The sequence below is a fragment of the Nocardia higoensis genome (assembly GCF_015477835.1).
Lineage (GTDB): Bacteria > Actinomycetota > Actinomycetes > Mycobacteriales > Mycobacteriaceae > Nocardia > Nocardia higoensis_A.
This window is the reverse complement of sequence record NZ_JADLQN010000002.1, coordinates 101,120-116,275: the sequence shown is the minus strand read 5'-3', so window position 1 is coordinate 116,275 and position 15,156 is coordinate 101,120. Positions and strand designations below refer to the sequence as shown.

Genomic DNA, 15,156 nt, shown 5'->3' with positions numbered 1-15,156 from the left:
TACCGGGACCGAACGTGATTTATCGCTCACCCACTCCGTGGGCGCGGTTTCAGTTGCTGCGCTGCTGTTCGGCGGCGAGATTGGCCATGATCTCGGCGACCGACAATTTGCGCTCCCCTGCCCCGGCACCGGACTTCTCGCGATGTCGGCGGCGGGAAGGGGTGCCGACGGCCGACTTCGGCGCCGCCGCCGGGGCGGGCTGCGGGTGGGTCGGCTTGTTCGCGGTATCGGCGGCGCTCGCGTCGGCCACCGTAGTCGAGGGGGCGACCGCGGCCACGGCGGGCGGCGCCGCGGAGGTCGTGCGGGGCGTGGCGACCGCGGGGGCGTCGGCGGCGCTGGACGAGACTGTCGCGGCGTCGGCCGAAGGATGCTCGGACGCGCGGGAATCCGCCGCGCCGGCCGCTGTGGTGGCCGCATTTGTTGGTTCCGCGGGGGCGCCGGATCCGGTCGGGCCGCTCGTCGCGATCGCGGGGGCGACCGACACGGAAGAGGCGGCCTCCTGGACCGCGAATGCCGCAGCGGTGCCCTTCGTCTGCGCGGCATCGGCGGAACCGGTGGACGCGAGGGAGGCCCGCTCGGCGGAAGGGACGGCCTCGTTCGACAGCTCGTCACCTTCGGAGGTTGCGCCTTCGGAGGTGGCCGCTTCGGAGGTCGCATAGACATCGGCCCAGGCTCCCGCGTCACCGAGGGTATGGAACGCGTGTGGCCAGTTGCCGGGACCGAGACGGGTCGCGGCCGGGGCGGACGGGTCGTAGTCGGCGGGGACGATGGAGGTCTCGGCGGTCACCGGCTCGTCGTCGGGACCCGCGAACGCGGCGGGGTACGGGTGCCCCGGTTCGAAGACCGGGGTCGATCCGCGGGCACGCGAGGCGGTATCGGCATTCGGCGAGTTACCGTTCGCCGGAGCCTCGTGATCGGCCGCGTCGCCGAAGCTTCCCGGCAGCGCTCGGACGCGCACGGCTTCGGCGCGCAGCGCGGGGCGGTCGACAGGCAGATCGCCGTCGAAGAGGCGCTGCAGGCTCTGGCGCAGCACCGACAGTTCGGCGCGCAGGGCGGCCATCTCGGCGGCGTCGGCGCCGACCTCCTCGCGGACCCTGGCCTCCACGCCCATCTCGTACTCGCGGCGCGCGGAGATCTCCCGATCCAGCTGCAACTCGTAGACCTTCTGCAGGTCGCGGACCTTCGCCTGGTCCACGGCGGCATCCTTGCGGTACTTGGTGGCGGCCATCGCGGCGACGGCCGCCGCCCACAGCGCGGCCACCATGCCCACGCGTATCAACTGCACGCTGTTGCTGAAGATCAGGAACACACTGGCTATCAGTCCCAGCAGCACGAGAGCGCCGATGAAATAGCGTCCCGCTTGATCCCGCCGGGGACGGGAAGTGCTGCTACGGGACGGTCCAACCATGCCCGCCAGGGTAGCCTGCGCGCGCGGTTCCGCCCACGATACGCCGGAGTGATTCCGATCCCGGAATTCGCTATGTGGTAGCGGTCTCGTCGGTGGGATCGTCCGGAGCTCGGCAGCAATACTCGAGCCACAACGCGGCGGCGACCAACGCCACACCCGCGAAGAAGCCCACCACGGCACCGGGAGAGTCGGCGGCAGCCGCGGTGAGCTCGCCGCGCTGCGGGAACACCCAGAACAGGAAGCCGAGCCAGATGCCCGCCACGATCGCGCCCACCTGGACCGAGGCCTTGGCCAGCGCGGCCGCGCGGGCGGCGGTGATCGGGTGCAGTTTCCGGCCGGTGCCCACCTCCTCGTTGCGCACCCTGGCCCGGATCACGAACGCCAGCGCCACCTCGATCGCGGCCACCGGATACAGCGAGGCGCCGGCGAATACCGAGATCGGCGGAAAACTGCCATAGGCGAACCGGGTCGCCATCCAGGCCGCCAGCGCCGCGACCACGACCGTGGCCACCAGGTCCCATGCCTTGGTCGGCTTCAGTTGCACTCCGAGGATCCCTCCCCCGCGACCGCGCGGGCACTCAACGACAACTCGGTACGTCGCACGCCCGCGCGCTCGGCGGCATCGAGATCGGCCAGCCAGTCCCGCACCGGCCGCTCGACACCCGACACGGCCAGAACCGCCTCGGGCTGCGCGGCCAGCCACGGGATCAGCACGAAGGCGCGTTCGTGGGCGCGCGGGTGCGGCAGAGTCAATACCGGATCGGCACTGATCACCGGCTCCCCGCCGCGGGCGCACCACACCACGTCGACATCGAGGGTACGTGCGCCCCAACGGATCTCCCTGACCCGATGCGCGGCCTGCTCGAGGCGCTGCCCGGCGGCCAGCCAATCGCCCGGCTCACGCGCGTCGTCGTCGACCACCACCACCGCGTTGAGGAAGTCGTCCTGCTCGACTCCGCCCCACGGCGCGGTCGTGTACACCGGCGAGACCGCGACCAGGCAGTCGGCGAACTCGTCGACCACGCCGCGCAGGTGCGCGAGCCGGTCGCCGAGATTGGAGCCGATGGACAGCACCGCCCGGGTCACCCGGCCTCCTGCCTGGTGCGGGAGGTGACCACCCGGACATCGGCGAAACTGTGCGGGATCGGCGCGGACGGCTTGTGCACCACCACTTCGGCACGCAGGATGCGCGGATCGGTCATCACGTCGTCGGCGATCTCGCAGACCACCGTCTCGATCAGATTGCGCGGCGGGCCGGCCACGATGCGCACCGCCCGCTCGGCGAGCGCGCCGTAGTCGACGGTGGCGGCGAGGTCGTCGGAGGCGGCCGCGACGGTGAAGTCGACCCACACGGTCAGGTCGATCACGAATTCCTGGCCGTCGCGACGCTCGTGCTCGAAGACACCGTGCCTGCCGAACACCCGCAGGCCACGCAGTTCGATGCGGTCCGGTCCGGCCGATCGTGAGTCGGCGGCATCGGCGGTGGCGGCCGGTGTGCTCTGCTGGGTCATCGGGTAGCTCCTTCCGGCCGCTCGGACGAGATCGCCGCGGCTGCCCGCTGCCAGGCGTCGACGACGGCGATCGCGTCCAACGAGGAGCGCACGTCGTGCACCCGGACGCCCCAGGCGCCGTGCTGGGCGGCGAGGGCGGAGACCGTCGCGGTGGCGACTTCGCGACCGTCGGGTGGGCGCGGTCCGTCGGCGTCGGCCAGCAGGGTACCCAGGAACCGTTTGCGCGAGGCGCCGATCAGCACCGGCAGGCCTGCCGCGACGAACTCCGGAAGCGCGGCCAGCAACGCCCAGTTGTGCTCGGCGTTCTTGGCGAAGCCGAGACCGGGGTCGAGGATCAGCCTGCCGGGATCCACTCCCGCCCCGACCGCCAGATCGACCTGGGCGCCGAGTTCGGCGCGCACCTCGGCGACGACGTCGTCGTAGTGCTCGGCGGGGCCCGCGTGCCGGTAGTCGGCCGCCGCGCGCCAGTGCATGAGGATCCATGGAACCCGCGCGTCCGCCACGACTTTCACCATATCGGGGTCGGCGCGGCCACCGGAGACATCGTTGATCACGGCGACACCGGCGGCCAACGCGGCCTCGGCGACCGCGGCGCGCATGGTGTCCACACTGGTCGGCACGCCCGCGGCGACCAGGCCGCGGATCACCGGGGTCACCCGGGCGGCCTCGGTGACCGGGTCGACGCGATCGGCGCCCGGCCGGGTCGACTCGCCGCCGACGTCGACGATGTCGGCGCCCGCGGCGTAGAGCTCGATGCCGTGCGCGATGGCGCGGTCGGGGTCCAGATACCGCCCGCCGTCGGAGAAGGAATCGCCGGTCACGTTCACCACGCCCATCACCACGCACCGACGGTCGCCGCGTGCGGTGATGCTCGGGACGGACACCGCTTCCGCCTTCCCTGCGGCTCGGTTCACTTCCGCAGAATCAGATCGAGTGCCTCGGCACGCGAGGCAGCGTTGGTCTGCAGCAGTCCGCGCACCGCCGAGGTGGTGGTGCTCGCGCCGGGCTTGCGGATACCGCGCATCGCCATGCACAGATGCTCGGCCTCCACCACGACGATCGCGCCGCGCGGTTCCAGCTTGCGCATGACGGCGTCGGCGATCTGGCTGGTCAGCCGTTCCTGCACCTGCGGGCGCTTCGCGTAGAGGTCGACCACCCTGGCCAGCTTGGACAGGCCGGTCACCCGCCCGGCCGGGCCGGGGATGTAGCCGACGTGCGCGACGCCGTGGAAGGACACCAGGTGATGCTCACAGGTCGAGTACATCGGAATGTCGCGCACCAGCACCAGCTCCTGGTGTCCCTCGTCGAAGGTGGTGTCGAGCACCCGGTCGGGCTCGGTGTACAACCCGGCGAACATTTCGCGGTAGGCGCGAGCGACCCGAGCCGGGGTGTCGATCAGGCCGGGACGGTCCGGATCTTCGCCGACGGCGATCAGCAGTTCGCGGATCGCCGCTTCCGCCCGGTCCTGGTCGAAGAGACGACCGGTCTCTTGCGCGCGCAGGCTCGGCTGGGGCACCACGCCGTTCGCGCCGTCGAATTCCGCGCCGGTCACGGCGTCGAACGCCGTGTCATGGTTGGCCGACAATCGAGGACACCTCCAAATCCGCGCCGGTGGTCTTCGCCCACCGGCGTGGTCGAGCCTAATCGTGACCGGATCAGGACCGGCCGTTCGGTCCGTCCCAGTCGCGGCGGTCGTCGTCGTGCGCCGGTCCGGGACGGGAGGGCTCGTCGTAGGCCGGGCCGTCCTGGCCTGCCGGGCCACCCTGCTGCGGCTCGCCCCACGGCTGGAAGCCCTGCGGCGGCTGCGGCGCTTCCGGCTGGGGCTGCGAGTGCGGGCCGCTCCATCCGCCGTACCCCGGAGCGCCTGCCTGCTGCTGCGTCGGCTCATCCCGTGGCGGCCAGCCGGGTGCCGACCAGCCCGCGGGAGCGCCGTAGTCCGGTCGCGAACCGTGGGTCGGCGCGCCCGGTCGCGGATAGACCTCGGTGGGCGGGGTGTGACCGCCCGGCTGCGGATGGGCGTACTGCGGCTGCGCCTGGTAACCGCCCTGGGCGTGCTGGCCCTGCGGCGCGGCGCCCTGCCGATGACCCGGGTGCCCGTTGACGGGAACCGGCGTCAGCTGCTTGGCCGCGACCTGCACCGCCGCCTGGTCGACAGGCTGCTCCGGGGGCCACGACTCCCCACGCTCGGCGGCGAGTTCGCCCGGGGTCTTGACCGGCGGCTTGTCCGAGGGCACCCGCTCGCCGAAGTCGTTGAACGCGGTGATGCGCGGCCGCTTGGTCACCCCGGTGAAGATCTGCTCGAGATCCTTGCGGTGCAGGGTCTCCCGCTCCAGCAGCGCGACGGCCAGCGTGTCGAGCACATCGCGGTACTCGTTGAGGATCGACCACGCCTCGGTGTGCGCGGCCTCGATGAGGTTGCGCACCTCCTCGTCGATCTCGCGGGCGACCTCGTGCGAGTAGTCCGAGCCCACACCCATCGACCGGCCGAGGAACGGGTCACCCTGCTCCTGGCCGTAGCGGACCGCGCCCAGGCGCGCGCTCATGCCGTATTCGGTGACCATCGCGCGGGCGATCTTGGTGGCCTGGTCGATGTCGGAAGAGGCGCCGGTGGTCGGCTCGTGGAACACCAGTTCCTCGGCGGCGCGGCCGCCCATCGCCATGACCAGGCGGGCGATCATCTCCGAGCGCGTCATCAGGCCCTTGTCGTCCTCGGGCACGGTCATGGCGTGACCGCCGGTGCGCCCGCGCGCCAGGATGGTGACCTTGTAGACCGGCTCGATGTCGGGCATCGCCCAGGCGGCCAGGGTGTGACCGCCCTCGTGGTAGGCGGTGATCTTCTTCTCGTGCTCGCTGATGATGCGGCTCTTGCGACGCGGGCCGCCGATGACGCGGTCGACCGATTCCTCGAGCGCCTCACCGGTGATGACCGAGCCGTTCTCCCGCGCGGTGAGCAGCGCGGCCTCGTTGACGACGTTGGCCAGGTCGGCGCCGGACATGCCGACGGTGCGCTTGGCCAGGCCCTCGAGGTCGGCGTCCGGGGAGATCGGCTTGCCCTGGGAGTGCACCCGCAGGATCGCGCGGCGGCCGGCCAGATCGGGATTGCCGACCGGGATCTGCCGGTCGAAACGGCCGGGGCGCAGCAGCGCGGGGTCGAGGATGTCGGGACGGTTGGTCGCCGCGATCAGGATGATGCCGGTGCGGTCGCCGAAGCCGTCCATCTCGACGAGCAGCTGGTTGAGGGTCTGCTCGCGCTCGTCGTGCCCGCCACCGAGGCCCGCGCCGCGCTGGCGGCCGACGGCGTCGATCTCGTCGACGAAGATGATGCAGGGGCTGTTCTGCTTGGCCTGCTCGAACAGATCGCGCACCCGGGAGGCACCGACGCCGACGAACATCTCGACGAAGTCCGAACCGGAGATGGTGAAGAACGGCACACCCGCCTCGCCCGCGACCGCGCGCGCCAGCAGGGTCTTGCCGGTACCCGGCGGGCCGTAGAGCAGCACACCCTTGGGGATCTTCGCGCCCAGTGCCTGGTAACGGACCGGATTCTGGAGGAAGTCCTTGATCTCGTAGAGCTCCTCGACCGCTTCGTCGGCGCCCGCCACGTCGGCGAAGGTGGTCTTGGGCATGTCCTTGGACAGCTGCTTGGCCTTGGACTTGCCGAAGCCCATCATGCCGCCGCGTCCACCGCCCTGCATCCGCGCCATCACGAAGATGAACAGGCCGAGCAGGATCACCATCGGCAGCACGAACAACAGGATCTGGGCCAGCCAGCTGTCCTGTTTGACCACCGTGTTGTAGGGCGCGCCGGACTGCTGCACGGCGTCGAAGATCTTCGAGGAGGTCTCGCTGCCGCCCGGGTACTTGGCGATGATCTTGTCGGAGCCCTTGGTGGCGTCGTTGCCGTTCTTCAGATCGATGCGCAGCTGCTGCTCGCGATCATCGATCTGAACGTTCTCGAGGTTGCCCTTGTCCTGGAGCTGGCTCAACGCCACCGACGTGTCCACGCTCTGCCAGCCGCGCGTGTCGTCTCCGAAATAACTGAACACATAGATCACCAGCAAGATGCCGGAGACTATGGCCAGGGTGCGAAACACTGTCTTGCGGTTCATAGAGCGTAGGCCGGGCGGCCAGTCCTTTCCGGTTTCTCCGGGTTCTTGCCGAGTGATCCATCGAGCGTGATCCATCGAGCGATACATCGAGCACAGCGTGTGGCATTACGCACCCGGTTCCGTCCGCTGGGGGAATCGGATGCGGACATGCCAGGTTACCGCGTACGGTCTACTCGATACATCGCGCCGTTCTGCAATCGGTGCAGTTCGACAGGTAAACGACCGGGGAACAGCGCAGGTTCCCGATTCCTCGCTCCGGTCTGCCTCGAGTCGACACAAGCATGTCATGTTCGGCCTATCGTGAGCGACGACACATAACGGAGCGCAGGGGGTATGGACATAGTCGAGCTACGAACGCCCACCGCGATCGTGCGGCACGGGCACGGACGTCTGATCGTTCTCCGTCCGGGCGGCGAGGGCGACACCGAAGGTGAGCGCGTGCTGGATGTCCCGGTCGACGAATTGTTGAAGGTCCGCCTGAGCAGGCGCGCCGACGACGCCGTCGTGATCGAGATCTATCTGCGCCACCCGGCCCCGGTGCTCACCGGCGTACCCGCCGACCGCACCCCGTTGCCGGTACTCATCGCCGAGCACGACGTGCCCGTGGCCGGCCGCATCGTCGAGCGCATCAACGACCAGATCCTGAACGCGCGGCGGGTCGACATCGCCGCCCCGGAGCTGGATCCGCCCGCACCGGTGTGGACCGAGGAAGGTCCCACCCGTGGCGACGTCGACCGCGCGGTGTCGCGGATGACCCCGCGAGCGGGCGCGGATGCCGGGATCGCCGCGCTGCACCATTTCGTCCGGCCCGACGAGTACGTCCTGGAGACGGCCGTGGCCACCGCCCCGCCCGCCGCGGGTCCCGGACTGCTGGCCGCCACCACCTCCCGGGTGTTGTTCATCTCCCTCGATCCGGAGAACGGCTTCGCCTACGAATTCCCGGTCGCCGCGGTGCTGTACGCGCATTCGACCGAGACGCCCGCCGGGGCGCCCGGCGAGATCGGGGCGGCCCGCGGCGAGACCGGACTCGAGATCCACGACGGCCACCTCACGCTGCGCTTCACCGGCGCGGACAGAGCCGACATGGAACGCGTCGCGTGCGCGGTGACCTTCGCGGTACGCCGCGAGGCCGTCGACGGCGCGGCGGGCCCGTCCGACCCCGGTGTCGCCCAGCTGTACGCCGAGTGGGAACTGCTGGTCGAACGGCACTCCCTCGGCATGGTCGACGACGTGCAGTTCCAGCGTTACGGGCGCGGCATCCTGCGCTCGCTGCCCGACGCGGGCTGACTCAGATCCCGGTCGCGCCGGGGTCACCGGATACCCCGGTGTCCCCGGCCTCGCCGGGCTCTGCCGGCTCGCCGTCCCGATCGATCTCCTCGAGCAACTCCGGACCGCTCTCCGGTTTCGGGCCGTTGAGTTCGATGCGACGCCACGGACTGGTCGGGCGAATCCACAACCGCAGCAGTTCCAGCCGGCGGTCGACGCCGCCGTTCTTGAGTTCGGCCAGGTCCTCGCACGCCTGCCAGTAGGTCCAGCCGGTGAGATAGGCGTCGCCGAACTGCCGCCAGTTGCGATATTTGCGCTGGGCGAGCGGGAGCGCGCGCATGAGATAGCCCCAGGCCACGTCGGCCTCGATGTATCCGGCGGTGAAGGCCATCCGCGCCACCGCGACCACTCTGGCCAGATCCCAGGCGTGGATGTCGGCGGGCAGCGGGCGAGCGAGGTGATCGGTGAAGCCGATCTTGATGGCCTGAGCCCAGATGTCGTAGTCACGCACCAGCGACTCCGGGTTCTCCATACCGCGGAACGAGGCGATCTGGCGAAGGAACGCCCGGTGCCGATCGGCGCGCTCACCGAAGCGGTCGCGTTCACTGGCGTTGATCGACGCCTTCACCAACGGGTTCACCAGCGCGTACAGCGGTGCGTGCATACCGTCGAGCAACTGCTCCATGGAGGCCTGCGCCTCGGTGCCGTCGGTGATGCCCCACGCGCCGGTCAGCGTGTCGATCGCCAGTTCGCGGCGATCCCCGAGCGGGTGCTCGCGTTCCGGGCCGAGCAACAGCGCGTCGTGGAAGGCGTCCCAGCGGGTCGAGTAGTAGCCACCGAGTGCCAGCGCGCGCAATTCGTCGTCGGAGATGGCCGCGCCGGACCAGTGGTCTTCCTCCCGGTTGTCGAGCTCTTCGTACGGGAAGGTCGTCAATGTGGGTATACCGCGGGCAGGCATGCCTCCGATTGTTCACCATGGACCGGTGCGGCAGCGCCGTTATCGTCCAGCGGGGGATTTCTCCCCAGTCGTCGCGACCGATTTCACGCCCATCAGATTCTTGCGGTGCCACATCGGCTTTCGGGGAGCTAATGTGCACCCATGTGTAGTGACATCACCCGCCTGCGCGGTTTGGAACCAGCCGCTACCGAGCAGGAAATCTATGCTTCCGCGCTGCAGTACGTGCGCAAGGTCGGTGGTGTGTCCGGCCTGTCCACCACCACCAAAGCCGCGGTGGACAAGGCGGTGGCGACCATCGCGGCCGCCACGACCACGCTGCTCGCCGAACTCCCGCAGCACCCGGTCGCCGACGGTGTCGAGCCGCCCGCGCGCCGGGTGCGGGCCAGGGAGGCGACCACGGACCGAGACGGCTCGGGCTACCGGCCCGCCGTCTCGTCGTAGGCGGCCAGGCAGGTGAGCGCGACCTCCAGCGCCAGCCCGCGCTGCTCGATCGGATGCCCGAGCAGTTCCTCGATGCGCTGTAGCCGGTAGCGCACCGTGTTCTTGTGCACGCCGAGCGCTTTCGCGGTCGCCTCGGGGCTGCGGCGCTGGGCGAGGTAGGTGTGCAGGGTGCGGCGCAGACGAACGACGTTCTCCTCCTCGCCCGCCAGCGCGCGCAGTTCCCGCTCGATCAGCCCTCGCATCGCCTCGGCGTCGACCCCGGCCAGGTAGGCGATCTCCACGTCCCGATACGCCACGACGCGGCGCCCGCCGTCGCCGCGCTCGGCGACCTGGCGGGCCGCCATCGCCTCGCGGTGCCCGGATCGGAAACCGGCGATCCGCGCGCCCGGCACCCCGAAGGCGACCCGCACCGGTTCGTCGACCGAGCCTGCCAGCTTCCGCTCGATCCGGCCGGGAACCGCGAGTTCGGCGGCGTGCGCTTGATCGTCGAGTCCGGCCCATGCCCACATCCCGCTGGCTCCCGACGACATCGTGAGCAGCCGGGCGCTGCCCAGATCCGCGGCCACCCGGGCGGCGACCCGGTCGAGCAGATCGGTCACCTCCGCATCGCCGCCGGGCTCGCCCTGATCGGTCCACAGCACGAAGGCCAGATGATGTCCGGTGAGCCGATAGCCCAGCCGGACCGCGGCCTGGTCGGTGTCGAGTTCCTCCCCGGCCAGCAACGCCCGCACGGTCTCGGTGCGCCGGTTGAGCGCCGCGCGCAGTACCCGCTCGCGTTCCTCGACATAGGTGTCGGTGAGCAGTTCCACCGACATGCTGATCCATTTGGTGGTGCGGTCGAACATCCGCAGCATGACCGCGCGTTCGATCTCCGCCGGCACCTCGCGCTGCTCGACCGCCTCGTTCATGTATTCGAGCACGGCCTCCATCCCGGCGTGATAGGTGCGCAGCAGCACCCGCAGGTCGAATCCGCGCCGGGCGATGGTGCGGGCGAAGGCGTGCGCCTCGGCGGGCAGGCTGAACTCGAAGGTGTCGCTGGTGAGATTGCTCAGCAGGGTCCGGGCGTGCGCGCGGGTGCTCGCGGCCAGGTCACGGCTCATGTCCCGGTCGGCGAGTTCGGGCACCTTGGCCACGATGACGCTGTCGAGCCGGACCACGACCTTCTCCAAGGTGTCCGAGCGCATGGTGTCGGAGACATAGTCGGCCAGCCAGGCGAGGACCACCGGACTGGTCCTGCCCGCCCGGTCTGCGACCGGATTTTGTTTCATCGACACAAATCGACCCGATCCGATTGACATAATGGGCCAAGAAACTCCCCCTGTATTGTGTCACGATCATAGTTCAGTGAGCTGACTCACAGCGGTCGGCGCACGGCGATGTCCACAGCACGACGTCAGTGGGAGAAACAGCAGTGACCAACACCGAGTCCGCGACCGAGCAGGCCGTGACCGAGCAGGATGCGACCGAGCAGGCCGCCAACGGCAGTGCCGTCGAGAACGCCCCGGCGCCGACGGCCGTCGAATCGAAGGCCGCCGCGGACAAGGCGACGGCCCCGGACGTGATCGAGGTGCGCAATCCCGGCACCGGCGAGATCGTCGGCTCGGTGCCGGTGCGGGGCGCCGACGAGATCGCCGCCACCGTCGCCGAACTGCGCAAACATCAGCCCGGCTGGGAGTCGATCGGCCCCGACGGCCGCAAGAAGTGGCTGCTGGCGTTCCAGGACTGGATCATCGACAACACCGAGCACCTGGCCGACGTGCTGCAGTCCGAGACCGGCAAGGCGCGTGGCGACGCGCTGATCGACCCGTCCTTCGGCGCCGACCTGATCGGTTTCTACGCTCGCCGGGCGGCCAAGTTCCTCGCCGACGAGCACCCCTCGCCGCACAGCCCGCTGGCCCGGGTCAAGAAGCTGACCGTGGCCTACCGGCCCTACCCGGTCGTCGGTGTGATCACGCCGTGGAACTTCCCGCTGGCGATGCCGATCATGGATGTGTTCCCGGCGCTGGCCGCGGGCGCGACCGTGGTGCTCAAGCCTTCCGAGGTCACCCCGCTCTCGGCGCTCGAACTGGCCAGGGGCTGGGAGGAGATCGGCGCACCGCCGGTCTTCGCCGTGGTCACCGGCGCGGGCGCGACCGGCGCCGCGGTGATCGACAACGTCGACTACGTGCAGTTCACCGGCTCCACCGCGACCGGCCGCAAGATCGCCGCGGCGTGCGTCGAGCGGATGGTCCCCTACAGCCTGGAGCTGGGCGGCAAGGATCCGGCGATCGTGCTGGCCGACGCCGATCTCGAGCGCGCAGCCAACGGCATCGCCTTCGGCGGCATGTTCAACGCGGGCCAGGTCTGCATCTCGATCGAACGCGTCTATGTCGAGGAGCCGGTCTACGACGAGTTCGTCGCCAAGCTGACCGAGAAGGTCGCCGCGTTGCGTCAGGGCCTGGACGGTCGCGCGATCGAGAACGATCTGGGCGCGCTGGCCAACGAGAACCAGGTGCAGATCGTGCAGCGCCACGTCGACGAGGCGGTGGCGGCGGGCGCCAAGGTACTCACCGGCGGCAAGCGCACCGGTCAGGGCACCTTCTTCGAGCCCACCGTCCTCGTCGACGTCGATCACGGCATGACCTGCATCACCGAGGAGACCTTCGGCCCGACGCTGCCGGTGATCAAGGTCGCCGACGAAGCCGAGGCGATCCGGCTGGCCAACGATTCGATCTACGGTCTGTCGGCCTCGGTCTGGACCGGCGACAAGGATCGCGGCGAGCGCATCGCGCGTCAGTTGAACGCCGGTGCGGTCAACATCAACGACGTGTTCGCCAACCTGTTCAGCTTCGCGCTGCCGATGGGCGGCTGGGGCCTGTCCGGCGTGGGCGCGCGCTGGGGCGGCGCCGCGGGCGTGCGCAAGTACTGCAGGCAGAAGGCCATCACCAAGCCGATCATGCCCACCCAGGAGCGGGAGCTGTTCTGGTACCCGGTGAAGCTGCCGAATCTGCTGACCGCGGTCGGCGCGATGCGCCTGGCCGGTGCGCGTGGCCTGCGCCGCTTCAACCTCCCCGCACTGCTCGAACTGAAGCGCAACAGCGAGTAGTCCCGGACCGACGGCCGGCTCGGAGCGGGGTGCCCCGACGGCCTCTCGGCGCGAAGCGCTGTGGTTCACGACTTGGTCGTGGATCACAGCGCTTTCGTCGTCTCCGGACCCATTTCGTCCGCTGGATACACTTAATGTGACGAATATCACTATCCGAGAATTCGGATTACACCCTTCCGTCCGGATCCATTTCCTGTGCGATTACCGAAACCTCTCGACACCTCGACCCATGGGACGCCGAGGGGAACGCGATCGGACCATTCATGCTGGTCGAACGTCCAAATCCAGGGAATGACACCCGGCGGCCGCCAGGATGCTCACCGTTCGCCCGAGCGCATTGTGCAAATCACCACAGAAGCCTCTATGCTGTGGAGTAACAAACCGTTGGACGGTTTCGCTCCCACTATCCAGACTTCTCGGCTTGATAAGGCTGGAAATTCAAGACCGATTCTGATAGCAAAGGGCTATGGACCCGCACTTGCGCGACCTGCGGTATTTCGTCGCCGTCGCTGAGGAACTGCATTTCACCAACGCCGCTCAGCGGCTGCACATCGCTCAACCCACCCTGTCCCGGCAGATCCGTCAGCTGGAACGTCAACTCGACGTCGTGCTGTTCGATCGCAACCAGCGCAGCGTGGCGCTGACCGTCGCGGGCAAGGAACTGCTCGAAGGCGCGCGCAAGATGCTGGAGCTGTGGGAGGTCACCAATATCTCGCTACAGGAAGCGGGCGAGGTCTTACGCGTGGGCATCCAGTCCGCGATGGGCCGCGGACTGCTGAACGATCTGGAGAGCGCGAGCGGATATCGGCTGGCCCTGCACGCCGCCTCCTGGAACGACGCTTCCAGCGGACTGGCGGGCAGACAGGCCGATCTGGCGCTGGTCTGGCTGCCGTTGCCCGACTCCAACCGCTACCGGTGGCAGGTGCTGCGCACCGAACCGCGCTGGGTGCTGCTGCCGGAGAACCATCCGCTGGCCGGTCACGAGGTCATCGATTTCGCCGATCTGCTCGACGAGCCGTTCATCGCCCTGCCCGCCGAAGCCGGGGCGATCCGCGACTTCTGGCTGGGCAACGACGCGCGCGGCGGCCGGGCCCCCAAGATCGGCGCCGAGGCGGCCACCCCCGAGGACAAGCTCGAAGCCGTCAGCCTCGGCCTCGGCGTGTGCCTGCTGGCCGAGAACAATGTGCCGATGTACCGGTGGCCGGGTCTGACCGCGCGCCCGCTCAGCGGAATCGCGCCGTGCGAACTGGCGGTCGCCTGGCGCGCCGACGACACCCGACCGACCATTCTCGAGTTCGCCGGCCGCGCGACCGAGGGTGGTTTCGCCACCGTGCAGCAACCCCAGCCGGTCGCGAGCTGACCCGCACGGATGCGGTCGCCGTCCGAGCGCGGGCGGTTGCCTCGGATCCCGCGCCTGGACGGCCGGGTCGGACCGAACCGCGGGCTCCGGATCCGGACGCCGTTTCGAGCCGAACCACCGAATCCGAGCTGAACTGCCGGATCACCGTCGTCGGGCACGTATCATTCGAAGTACCACGCGGGGACGCATCCGTCGGTGGTCGCAATCCGGCACAGCTCGTTGCCGACCAGCGCGGGGGGTACGCGCCACCCGCTCAGCCTCGAGGTCCGAGAATGAGTGCCGAGTCCGAGAGAAGTGTTCCGACGAGCCCTGGCCTGCGCGGAAACGGCCGGGCGCTCGAGGGTGAAGCCGCGGCGGTGCGGGCGTTCACCGCCGCGTGGGTGGCCGCTGCCCAGCTGCCCGCCGCACAGCGTTCCGCCCATCTGCCGCGCATACCCGACTTCCTGCCCGACGCGCGGACCCTGCGCACCGAGGCGCTGGTGGAGCTGATCCGCATCGATCTGCGCTATCGCTGGCTGGGCCCCCCGAGAACCGGAGCGGCCCCATCGTCGGACGCCGACCCGGCCGCCCGGCGCAAACGGCTGGCCGAGTACTGCGCCGAGTTCCCCGAACTCGACCGCGACCAGCTTCCGGCCGGGCTCGTCTACGAGGAATTCGTCGTCCGCAGGCACAGCGGCGACCACGTCGACCCGCGCACGTGCCTGCGCGAATACCCCGCGCAGGCCGAAGTCCTGCGCGAGCTGCTCAATGCCGACGACCTGGATCAGAGCACCCGACGCGCCGGCCCCGGCGAGGACGCCCCCAGCGACGACACCACCTACCTGGCCGGAAACGGGGCAACCGACGCCGGCCCGCCGAGCGCGCGCGCCGTGACCGTCCCCGCCGAACTCCCCGCGACGACCGCCCGTGTGTCGAGTACGCCCGAGGACACCACCGCCGAGACGGTCACACCCCGGACGACCGCGCCCGCCGCGGGCGGATTCGACACGACACACGCAGCACCGCCTTCCGATGAGAC

General features: G+C 69.7%; 13 protein-coding genes. 4 read left to right on the top strand and 9 right to left on the bottom strand.

Annotation, left to right across the window (positions count from 1 at the left end; all coding sequences use genetic code 11):
- Positions 1 to 49 precede the first annotated feature (49 nt).
- The 7 genes from IU449_RS14615 to ftsH form a co-directional block, all read right to left on the bottom strand.
- Positions 50 to 1,408 (bottom strand): DUF6779 domain-containing protein, encoded by a 1,359-nt coding sequence (locus IU449_RS14615; RefSeq protein ID WP_195002668.1) that lies wholly within the window; start codon positions 1,406 to 1,408, stop codon positions 50 to 52.
- Between the two features lie 70 nt (positions 1,409 to 1,478).
- Positions 1,479 to 1,946 (bottom strand): DUF3180 domain-containing protein, encoded by a 468-nt coding sequence (locus tag IU449_RS14610; protein ID WP_195003201.1) that lies wholly within the window; start codon positions 1,944 to 1,946, stop codon positions 1,479 to 1,481.
- Positions 1,943 to 2,494, bottom strand: a complete 552-nt coding sequence (gene folK / locus IU449_RS14605) for a 2-amino-4-hydroxy-6-hydroxymethyldihydropteridine diphosphokinase (protein ID WP_195002667.1) — start codon at positions 2,492 to 2,494, stop codon at positions 1,943 to 1,945. The genes IU449_RS14610 and folK overlap by 4 nt, the downstream gene beginning before the upstream one ends.
- Positions 2,491 to 2,919 (bottom strand): dihydroneopterin aldolase, encoded by a 429-nt coding sequence (gene folB / locus IU449_RS14600; protein WP_195002666.1) that lies wholly within the window; start codon positions 2,917 to 2,919, stop codon positions 2,491 to 2,493. Before folB ends, folK begins: the two co-directional genes overlap by 4 nt.
- Positions 2,916 to 3,755, bottom strand: a complete 840-nt coding sequence (gene folP, locus IU449_RS14595; protein WP_228804860.1) for a dihydropteroate synthase — start codon at positions 3,753 to 3,755, stop codon at positions 2,916 to 2,918. The genes folB and folP overlap by 4 nt, the downstream gene beginning before the upstream one ends.
- A 74-nt stretch (positions 3,756 to 3,829) precedes the next feature.
- A complete protein-coding gene (gene folE, locus IU449_RS14590) occupies positions 3,830 to 4,504 on the bottom strand; it encodes a GTP cyclohydrolase I FolE (RefSeq protein WP_416382168.1) in 675 nt (224 codons plus the stop codon).
- 70 nt (positions 4,505 to 4,574) lie between these two features.
- Positions 4,575 to 7,028 carry an ATP-dependent zinc metalloprotease FtsH gene (gene ftsH / locus IU449_RS14585; protein WP_195002664.1) on the bottom strand — a complete coding sequence of 818 codons (2,454 nt, stop codon included), beginning with the start codon at positions 7,026 to 7,028 and terminating at the stop codon, positions 4,575 to 4,577.
- Between the two features lie 333 nt (positions 7,029 to 7,361).
- Between ftsH and IU449_RS14580 the strand changes: the two genes are divergently transcribed.
- Positions 7,362 to 8,315: a hypothetical protein gene (locus IU449_RS14580; RefSeq protein ID WP_195002663.1), complete on the top strand. Its 954-nt coding sequence runs from the start codon at positions 7,362 to 7,364 to the stop codon at positions 8,313 to 8,315.
- 1 nt (position 8,316) lies between these two features.
- On the opposite strand, the gene IU449_RS14575 is transcribed toward IU449_RS14580, so the two are convergent.
- Entirely contained in the window at positions 8,317 to 9,252 is a 936-nt protein-coding gene (locus IU449_RS14575; protein ID WP_228804713.1) for a DUF1266 domain-containing protein, read from the bottom strand.
- Between the two features lie 141 nt (positions 9,253 to 9,393).
- On the opposite strand from IU449_RS14575, the gene IU449_RS14570 reads away from it, so the two are divergent.
- Positions 9,394 to 9,693, top strand: coding sequence for a DUF2277 domain-containing protein (locus IU449_RS14570; protein WP_195002662.1), 300 nt, complete (start codon positions 9,394 to 9,396; stop codon positions 9,691 to 9,693).
- Here IU449_RS14570 and IU449_RS14565 read toward each other — a convergent pair.
- Positions 9,669 to 10,961 (bottom strand): PucR family transcriptional regulator, encoded by a 1,293-nt coding sequence (locus IU449_RS14565; RefSeq protein WP_195002661.1) that lies wholly within the window; start codon positions 10,959 to 10,961, stop codon positions 9,669 to 9,671. The two genes, IU449_RS14570 and IU449_RS14565, sit on opposite strands and share 25 nt — an antisense overlap.
- 293 nt (positions 10,962 to 11,254) lie before the next feature.
- On the opposite strand from IU449_RS14565, the gene IU449_RS14560 reads away from it, so the two are divergent.
- The gene (locus IU449_RS14560) at positions 11,255 to 12,778 is read left to right on the top strand and encodes an aldehyde dehydrogenase family protein (RefSeq protein WP_195003199.1); all 1,524 of its coding nucleotides are present in this window, start codon (positions 11,255 to 11,257) and stop codon (positions 12,776 to 12,778) included.
- A gap of 466 nt (positions 12,779 to 13,244) precedes the next feature.
- On the top strand, positions 13,245 to 14,138 hold the full coding sequence (locus tag IU449_RS14555; RefSeq protein WP_195002660.1) for a LysR family transcriptional regulator: 894 nt from the start codon (positions 13,245 to 13,247) through the stop codon (positions 14,136 to 14,138).
- Positions 14,139 to 15,156 lie beyond the last annotated feature (1,018 nt).